Source organism: Cognatilysobacter segetis (genome assembly GCF_004359965.1).
Taxonomy (GTDB): Bacteria; Pseudomonadota; Gammaproteobacteria; order Xanthomonadales; family Xanthomonadaceae; genus Cognatilysobacter; species Cognatilysobacter segetis.
The window spans coordinates 60,451-67,148 of the sequence record NZ_SMRQ01000019.1; the positions used below are offsets into that span (position 1 = coordinate 60,451).

The following is a 6,698-nucleotide window of genomic DNA, read 5'->3' on the forward strand; positions in this document are numbered from 1 at the left end:
GCACCGCGCCCAACCGTATATCGGCCGTTTCCCTGGCGTTCTTGAGCGTGGGGTTCAGCCCGCGTGTTCGGGCCGCATGTACGGGAACAGCAGGACGTCGCGGATCGAGGCGCGATCCGTGAGCAGCATCACGAGGCGGTCGATGCCGATGCCCAGGCCGCCCGTCGGCGGCAGGCCGACCTCGAGCGCGCGGATGTAGTCGGCGTCGTAGTGCATGGCTTCGTCGTCCCCGCCCTCCTTCGCATCGACCTGTGCCTGGAACCGCGCCGCCTGGTCCTCGGGGTCGTTGAGCTCGGAGAAGCCGTTCGCCAGCTCCTTGCCCCCCACGAACAGCTCGAAGCGGTCGGTGAGCTCCGGATCGAGGTCATTCGCGCGGGCCAGCGGGCTGACCTCGACCGGATGGTCGGTGATGAAGGTCGGCTGCACGAGCGTGTGCTCGACCGTCTTCTCGAAGATCTCCAGCAGCAGCTTCCCCCAGCCGTACGACGGCTTGACCGGGATGCGCAGGCGCGCGCAGTGCTGGCGCATCGTCTCGAGGTTGCGCAGGTCCTCGCGTGCGATCTCCGGATTGTGTTCGAGCACCGCGTCGGTCATCGACCAGCGGCGGAAGCGCGGGCCGAGGTTGATCGGCGCGCCTTCCCATTCGATGGCCGTCGTGCCGAGCACGTCCTGCGCGCAATGCCGGATCACGTCTTCCGTCAGGTCCATGATCTCGGTGTACGTGGCATACGCCTCGTACAGCTCGAGCATCGTGAACTCGGGGTTGTGGCGCGTCGACACGCCCTCGTTGCGGAAATTGCGATTGATCTCGTAGACGCGCTCGAGGCCGCCGACCACGAGGCGCTTGAGATAAAGCTCCGGCGCCACGCGCAGGTAGAGCTCGAGGTCGAGCGCATTGTGGTGCGTGACGAACGGCTTCGCCGTCGCGCCGCCGGGGATGTAATGCATCATCGGCGTCTCGACTTCGAGGAAGCGCCGCGCATCCAGCCATGCGCGCATCGCGCGGATGATCTTGCTGCGCTTGACGAAGACGTCGCGCGATTCGGGCGTCACGATCAGGTCGACGTAGCGCTGGCGGTAGCGCTGCTCGATGTCGGCCATGCCGTGGAACTTGTCCGGCAGCGGACGCAGCGCCTTGGTGAGCAGCCGCAGCGACGTCGCCTTGACCGACAGCTCGCCGGTGCGGGTGCGCGTGAGTTCGCCTTCCACCGCAACGATGTCGCCGAGGTCGAGGTTCTTGAACACTTCGAACGCATCGCCGAGCAGGTCCTTCTTCAGCCAGAGCTGGATGCGGCCGGACTCGTCCTGGATCTGCGCGAAACCCGCCTTGCCCATGTCGCGCTTGAGCATGACCCGGCCTCCCAAGGCGACGCGCCGCGGCTCGCTTTCCAGCGCTTCGGCGGTCCAGCGTTCGTCGTCGCCGAATTCGGCCTGGACGTCGCCCGCGTACTGCGCGCGCTTGAAGTCGTTCGGGAACGCGATACCGCCCTGGCGGAGCTGCGCGAGTTTCGCCCGGCGCTCGGCGATCAGGAAGTTCTCGTCGGTCGGCGGCGTGGCGGGCGTGTCGGTCATCGGAATCACTGCGGAGGTGTCGGCACGGCGTGCCGGCGGGGTTCGGAGGAATGTACCGGCAGCGGCCGGCGGGACGGCGCCCCGCGGATGCGCGGGGCCGCCGTGTCACGCGGCCGATTGGGCGTCAGGCCGCCGACGCGGCTTAGGCCGCGTCACTGCGTTTGGCGCCGACCTCGAGGCCGGCCTTGAGGCTCGCTTCGACGAACTCGTCGAGGTCGCCATCGAGCACCTTCTGCGTGTCGGAACGCTCGATGCCGGTGCGCAGGTCCTTGATGCGCGACTGGTCGAGCACGTAGTTGCGGATCTGGCTGCCCCAGCCGATGTCGGACTTGGTGGCTTCGACGGCATCACGCTCGGCATTGCGCTTCTGGATCTCGAGCTCGTAGAGCTTCGCCGCGAGCATCTTCATCGCGTTGTCGCGGTTCTGGTGCTGGCTGCGGCCGGTCTGGCAGGCCACGACGATGCCGGTCGGCACGTGCGTGATTCGCACCGCCGATTCGGTCTTGTTGACGTGCTGGCCGCCCGCGCCGGAGGAACGGTAGACGTCCGTCTTCAGGTCCGCCGGGTTGATCTCGATGTCGATGTTGTCGTCGACTTCCGGTGACACGAACACGGACGTGAAGCTCGTATGGCGACGGTTGTCCGAGTCGAACGGCGACTTGCGCACCAGGCGATGCACGCCCGTCTCGGTCTTCAGCCAGCCGTAGGCGAAGTCGCCTTCCACGCGCAGGGTGGCCGACTTGATGCCCGCCACGTCGCCGCCGCTCGCCTCCATGAGCTCGGTCTTCCAGCCGCGCGATTCGCACCAGCGCAGGTACATGCGCAGCAGGATTTCCGCCCAGTCCTGCGCCTCGGTACCGCCCGCGCCGGCCTGGATGTCGACGAACGCGTTCGCATTGTCCATCTTGCCGGCGAACATGCGGCGGAATTCGAGCTGCTCGACGTCCTTGGCGTACTTCTCGACGTCGTCGACCACCGCGTTCGCGGTGTCCTCGTCGTCCTCCATCTCCGCCAGTTCCAGCAGCTCGTTCGCGCCGACGAGGCCGTCGGTGAGGCTGCGGATGCCGTGGACGACCTTCTCGAGCGAGGCGCGCTCGCGGCCCAGGGCCTGCGCGCGCTCGGCGTCGTTCCACACGTCCGGGCTTTCCAGCTCCCGGTTTACGTCCTCGAGACGTTCGACCTTGTGGTCGAAGTCAAAGATACCCCCTGAGCGAATCCAGCCGGCCCTTGAGGTCGGCGATTCGCTGGCGGACGGGATTGAGTTCGATCATGTCCGTCGTCGCAGTGCAAAAGAGCTGCATAGTCTAGCAGCGCGCCGCACGGGGCCCGACCCGTCAGGCGGGTTCGCGATGAACGACGACCAGCTGGAACGCGTCGCCGCCGCGGTAGTCGTCCGGCTCCAGCCGGTAGGCGATGCGGACCCGCGCGCCGGGCGGCTCGGACGCCCCACCGAACTCGATCGCGTTCAGGCGAAGGGCCCCGAGCCCGAGCTCCATGCGCAGGTGCCGTTGGCCAACCACGCGGGTCGACAGCACCTGGAACTCCCCGTCGAAGTGGGGCTCCGGGAACGCCTGGCCCCAGGGGCCGCCGTCGCGGATCGCCTCGGCGCAGGCGCGGCCCAGCTCGCCCGGCGCGAGCTCGCCATCGCTGAGCACCTCCGCCTGCAGCAGGTCGGGCGTGAGCGCACCGACCGCGGCGTCGTGCAGCTCGGCGGCGAACGCCTCGAAGTGGGCCGCCGGAAGGCTCAGGCCGGCCGCCATCGCATGGCCGCCGAACCGCTCGATCAGCGAGGGGCGCCGCGAGGCCACCATCGCCAGCGCGTCGCGAATGTGGAAGCCGGGGATCGACCGCGCCGAGCCGCGCAGCATCGACGAACCGGGCGCAGCGGGCGCGAACGCCACGACGGGCCGATGCAGGCGTTCCTTGATCTTCGAGGCCACGAGGCCGACGACGCCCGGATGCCATTCGGCATCGAACAGGCAGATCGTCGGCGGCAGGTCGCCGTCGGGCAGCGTCACGCGCGACAGCGCGCGCTCGGCCTCGTCCACCATCTGCTGCTGCACGGCGCGGCGCTCGCCGTTGATCTCGTTCAGCAGGTGCGCGATTTCGCGGGCCTGCGGCAGCTCGTCGCTCAGCAGGCATTCGATGCCGAGCGACATGTCCTCGAGCCGCCCGGCGGCGTTGATGCGCGGTGCGATCGCGTAGCCGATGTCCGACGCGCTGAGCCGTGCGAGGTCGCGCTGCGCGACTTCCGCCAGAGCGCGCAGCCCCGCGCACGCCTGCCCCGCGCGCATGCGGCGCAGCCCCGCCGCGACCAGCGCACGGTTGTTGGCGTCCAGCGGCACGAGGTCGGCGACGGTTCCGACGGTCACCAGGTCGAGCAACCGGGACAGGTCGGGCTCGCCGTCCGGGAACGCGCCGCGGTCGCGAAGATGCCGACGCAGCGCCAGCAGCACGTAGAAGATGACGCCGACGCCCGCGAGCGCCTTGCTGGCGAAGCCGTCGCCGCGCACGTTCGGGTCGACGATCGCATCGGCCGGCGGGAGCGCCTCGCCGGGCAGGTGGTGGTCCGTGACGAGCACCTTCCAGCCCCTGGCCTTCGCCGCACTGACGCCGGCGTGGCAGGCGATGCCGTGATCCACCGTCACCACGAGGTCCGGCGCCATCGGGGCGATCTCGTCGACCATCGCCGGCGTGAGCCCGTAACCGTGGACGATGCGGTTGGGCACCGCGTACGAGACGCGACGCGCGCCCAGCAGGCGCAGGCCGCGCACGCCGACGGCGCAGGCGGTGGCGCCGTCGCAATCGAAGTCGCCCACCACGACGATGTGCGCGTCCGCGGCAATGGCGTCGGCGAGCAGCGCGGTCGCGGCGTCGAGGCCGCCCATCGTCTCCGGCGGATGCAGGTGGGCGAGCTTGGGACGGGCCTGCTCCAGAGAGGCCGCACCGCGCATCGCGTACACGCGCGCGAGCACGGGATGCAGGCCGTGGGCCCAGTCGCCGGGCGCAACGTACGGGCGCCGCACGAGTCGGGCTTTGAAGCGGCTCATCCGGGCTCGGACTCGGCAAGGACGCGCAGTGGGCGCCTCCAGAATCTCATCGACTGCGATCGGCGCACGTCCAGCCGCAGGCCGTCCCCCCACCGCAGCTCGAGGTCGTGCAGCCGCCGCGCGACGACATCCGCCAGCGCAGGCTCGATCCAGGTGGACAGCAGGCGGTCGAGCCGGCGCTCGTGGCGCAGGTCGAACGCGACGCCGGCATCGTTGGCATGCCACGCCGCCAACGGCTCGGCGCGTGCCCCGGCCGCGCGCGCAAATGCCTGCACGGTGGAATCCGGGCTGTGGATCCTGCCGAACGGCAGGGCCACGCGGTCGGGCAGCCTGCCCTCGCCCCAGAACCAGACCGAGTTCACGGGTGCGAGTCCGCGCGCCTGGCGTTCGGCGTTCAGCGGATGCTGGTGCAGCGTCACCTGCGCCTCCGATAGCAGCGCGCGCCACCGACGCCCCGTCGGCCCCGCCGGCATGTGATCGAACAGATCGCCCCCGAGTGCGTCGTCGGGCGCGGTGAATGCCGGCAGCGGCGAACCCTCGGGCAGGCGCAGGTACCACGCGCCCGGGCTGCCCGCGTCGATGGGCATACCCGCATCGCCGAACAGCGGCCTCAGCGGCCGCAGCAATGCATCGGCGTCGGCCGCGTCGAGGCCCAGCGTCTCGCCGACCGCCAGCAGACGCGCGCCGTTGATGTCGGGCCGTACGTAGGCGGGGTCCGCGCGCAGCCACATCGCATGCGCCGCGTCGCCGCGATCCGCCTGACGCGTCACCGCCGCCGCGGGCCAGCCGCGCGGCAGGACCTCGAACAGCGACTGGATCCCGCCGTCGCCTTGCGAGCGATCGGCGCGTCCGAGCAGCCGGGCGACGTGCGACGGCAGCGGCTCGCCCGCGAAGCGTGAGCGCGGCGGCAGCACGAGGCAGGCGCGGCTCATCCGATCAGCCGATGTAACGCACGCTCATGATCTCGTACTCGCGCGTGCCGCCGGGCGCGTCGATCGTGATCGCGTCGCCTTCGTTCTTGCCGATCAGCGCGCGCGCCACCGGCGACGAGATCGCGATCAGGCCCTGCTTGATGTCGGCTTCGAGGTCGCCCACGATCTGGTAGGTCTTCTGCTCGTCCGTGTCGACGTCCGCCAGCTCGACCGTCGCGCCGAACACCACGCGCGATCCCGCGTTGAGCTTGGCGACGTCGATCACCTCGGCATGCGACAGCTCGGCCTCGAGCTGCTTGATGCGGCCTTCGATGAAGCCCTGCTGCTCGCGCGCGGCGTGGTACTCGGCGTTCTCCTTGAGGTCGCCGTGCGCACGGGCCTCGGAAATCGCGTTGATGACGGCCGGGCGCTGCACCGACTTGAGGTTGTCCAGCTCGGCGCGCAGACGCTGCGCACCCTTCGCGGTGATGGGAGCTCTCATGGCATGTCCTTGGTGGACGCCGGCAGGCCTGCCGGCGTCGTCGATCGATGGTCGATTGTGCCGTGTCGCCCGCGGCGCTGCAGCCGCGAAACGCGACCGGCCGCACGGCGCGGTCGGCCGGCCGTGCCAGGTGGCGTCAGGCGATGGTCGCGTGCAGCTCCTGCAGCGACGCCACCGGCCCGGTGCCGCGGTATTCCAGCGACTGCATGAGCGCACGCGCGCCCGCGATCGTGGTGGAGTACGTGACGCGGTGCTGCAATGCCTCGCGGCGGATCGAGAAGGAGTCGGCGATCGCCTGGCGGCCTTCCGTCGTGTTCACGATGTACGCGATGTCGCCGTTCTTGATCAGGTCCACCACGTGCGGGCGGCCTTCGATGACCTTGTTGACGATCTCGCACTCCACCCCGTTCGCCTTCAGAAACGCGCCGGTGCCCTGCGTGGCGACGAGCGTGTAACCCTGGCGCGCGATTTCCTGCGCGACCGGCAGCAGGCGCTGCTTGTCCGGGTCGCGTACGGAGACGAAGACCTTGCCCGAGGCCGGCAGCGCGCGGATGCCGGCGGCTTCGTGCGCGCGGGCGATCGCCGCACCGAAATTGCGGCCCACGCCCATGACCTCGCCGGTCGAGCGCATCTCCGGGCCGAGGATCGGATCCACGCCCTGGA

General features: G+C 70.1%; 5 protein-coding genes and 1 pseudogene. All 6 read right to left on the reverse strand.

The features are described 5' to 3' along the window. Positions 1-54 precede the first annotated feature (54 nt). Positions 55-1,572: a lysine--tRNA ligase gene (gene lysS, locus E4F61_RS05975; RefSeq protein WP_133478753.1), complete on the reverse strand. Its 1,518-nt coding sequence runs from the start codon at positions 1,570-1,572 to the stop codon at positions 55-57. A gap of 142 nt (positions 1,573-1,714) precedes the next feature. Continuing rightward, a protein-coding gene (gene prfB, locus E4F61_RS05980; protein WP_133478754.1) for a peptide chain release factor 2 occupies positions 1,715-2,843 on the reverse strand; the annotation gives its coding sequence in 2 pieces (ribosomal slippage) (positions 1,715-2,767 and positions 2,769-2,843; 1,128 coding nt in all). 63 nt (positions 2,844-2,906) lie between these two features. Then, a complete protein-coding gene (gene recJ, locus E4F61_RS05985) occupies positions 2,907-4,622 on the reverse strand; it encodes a single-stranded-DNA-specific exonuclease RecJ (RefSeq protein WP_133478755.1) in 1,716 nt (571 codons plus the stop codon). Then, positions 4,619-5,554, reverse strand: coding sequence for a phosphoglycerate mutase (locus E4F61_RS05990; RefSeq protein ID WP_133478756.1), 936 nt, complete (start codon positions 5,552-5,554; stop codon positions 4,619-4,621). Before E4F61_RS05990 ends, recJ begins: the two co-directional genes overlap by 4 nt. A gap of 4 nt (positions 5,555-5,558) precedes the next feature. Then, the gene (gene greA, locus E4F61_RS05995; RefSeq protein ID WP_133478757.1) at positions 5,559-6,035 is read right to left on the reverse strand and encodes a transcription elongation factor GreA; all 477 of its coding nucleotides are present in this window, start codon (positions 6,033-6,035) and stop codon (positions 5,559-5,561) included. Between the two features lie 136 nt (positions 6,036-6,171). Further along, positions 6,172-6,698: pseudogene (gene carB, locus E4F61_RS06000) on the reverse strand (carbamoyl-phosphate synthase large subunit); the annotation flags it as partial.